Source organism: Methylocucumis oryzae (genome assembly GCF_000963695.1).
Lineage (GTDB): Bacteria > Pseudomonadota > Gammaproteobacteria > Methylococcales > Methylomonadaceae > Methylovulum > Methylovulum oryzae.
The window spans coordinates 1-2116 of sequence record NZ_LAJX01000280.1; the positions used below are offsets into that span (position 1 = coordinate 1).

The window sequence follows — 2116 nt, forward strand, 5'->3', positions numbered from 1 at the left end:
GGCTCTAAGCCATGATTTTGGTAAAGATATTATTCCGTCAGTGATTGATAGATATGTCGTTAATGCCTATCCATTTTTAGACTTACAAAGTGGTCAACAAAGCTACTGGCGCGATGTCGGTACCATAGACGCGTATTGGGCGGCGAATATGGAGCTGATTGGCGTTAATCCCGACTTGAATTTATATGATAACACCTGGCCAATTTGGACTTATCAAGCACAAACCCCACCGGCTAAATTCGTATTCGATGATAATGATAGACGTGGCCAAGCCGTGGATTCGATGATTTCAGGCGGATGTATTGTTTCGGGTGCGAAGGTGCGGCATTCACTGTTGTTCTCGAATGTCCGGGTAAACAGTTATACCTCGGTACAAGACAGCGTTGTGTTACCGAACTGTAATATCGGTCGCCATTGCCGCATTACTAAAGCAATTATTGAACGCGGTTGTGTTGTGCCAGAAGGGACTGTCATCGGTGAGAACCGAGCCGATGATGAGCAACGTTTTTATGTCAGTGAAGGCGGTGTGACACTAGTGACGCCGGATATGTTGGGACAGCGTTTGCATTATGTCCGCTAACTTGGTGAATAGTCATATCCTGATTGAATGAAAACGGTTGCTGTCGACACACCTAGACAAATACTCAAAACAGTCTTTGGCTATGACCGTTTTCGCGGCCAGCAACAAGACATTATTGATTGTTTATTAGCCGGTCAAGATGCCTTGGTGTTAATGCCTACGGGCGGCGGCAAGTCGTTGTGTTATCAAATTCCGGCATTGTTGCGCGACGGTGTTGGTATTGTCGTGTCGCCCCTCATCGCACTGATGCAAGACCAAGTATCAGCGTTGTTACAAGTCGGGGTTAAAGCAGCGTTTTTAAATTCGACGTTAACGTTAGAGCAAACGCGACGTATCGAGCAGCAATTATTGCAAAATGAGCTGGATTTGCTGTATATCGCGCCCGAACGGCTTAATACTGCGCGAATGTTGGCATTATTAGCACAGCTTAAAGTAGCATTATTTGCGATTGATGAAGCGCATTGTGTGTCGCAATGGGGACATGATTTTCGCGCGGATTATTTGCAGCTATCTATTTTACACGAGCAGTTTCCACAGATACCCCGCATTGCATTAACGGCAACCGCCGATGATAAAACTCGGCAAGAAATCATTCAGCGTTTAAATCTGGTTGATGCCAAAATTTTTCGTAGTAGTTTCGATAGGCCGAATATTCGTTATCGCATTGTGCAAAAGCAAAATGCCAGACAGCAGCTATTGGATTTTATTTTGTCTGAACATGAAGACGACGCCGGCATTGTGTATTGTCTGTCGCGTAAGAAAGTTGAGTCAGTTGCCGATTGGTTATGTAGCAAAGGCATAGAAGCATTACCGTACCATGCCGGTATGAGTAATGAGCTTAGGCAACGGAATCAGCACCAATTTTTAATGCGCGAAGGTGTTGTTATTGTCGCAACGATTGCGTTTGGTATGGGGATTGATAAGCCTAATGTGCGTTTTGTAGCGCACTTAGATTTGCCTAAAAGCATAGAAGCGTATTATCAAGAGACGGGTAGAGCAGGGCGGGATGGTTTGCCCGCGAATGCGTGGATGGCGTATGGCTTACAAGACGTCATTACGTTAAGACGTATGTTGCAAGAGGCGGGTACTGATGAGCTGCATAAGCGCATTGAATATCATAAGCTCGATGCGATGTTGGCCTTATGTGAGCAGGTACATTGTAGACGCCAAGCATTATTAAATTATTTCGGCGACGTGCTAGATAAGCCGTGTGGTAATTGCGATACCTGTTTAGAGCCTGTATACACCTGGAATGCTAGTCTTGCAGCGCAGCAAGCCTTGTCGTGCATTTATCGTACAGGGCAGCGTTATGGCGCTACGCATTTAATCGATGTGTTATTAGGCCATAAAACGGAACGGGTACTGAAATACGGCCACGACCACGTGTCGACGTTTTGGTATTGGTACGGCGTTTAAATGAGCAGCAATGGCATTCGGTTTTTAGACAGCTTATTGCGCGTGGATTAGTGGTTGTTGATTTTGAGCAATTTTGGCTCGCTACGGCTAACCGAGCAATGTCGTCCCATTTTACGTGGC

At 45.7% G+C, this 2116-nt stretch carries 1 protein-coding gene and 1 pseudogene; both read left to right on the forward strand.

Annotation, left to right across the window (positions count from 1 at the left end; all coding sequences use genetic code 11):
• Window positions 1-580, forward strand: a 580-nt coding sequence (locus VZ94_RS20025; RefSeq protein WP_045780582.1) for a GlgC family sugar phosphate nucleotidyltransferase, incomplete at its 5' end; no start/stop codon positions are given.
• Between the two features lie 27 nt (window positions 581-607).
• Window positions 608-2116: pseudogene (gene recQ / locus VZ94_RS20030) on the forward strand (DNA helicase RecQ); the annotation flags it as partial.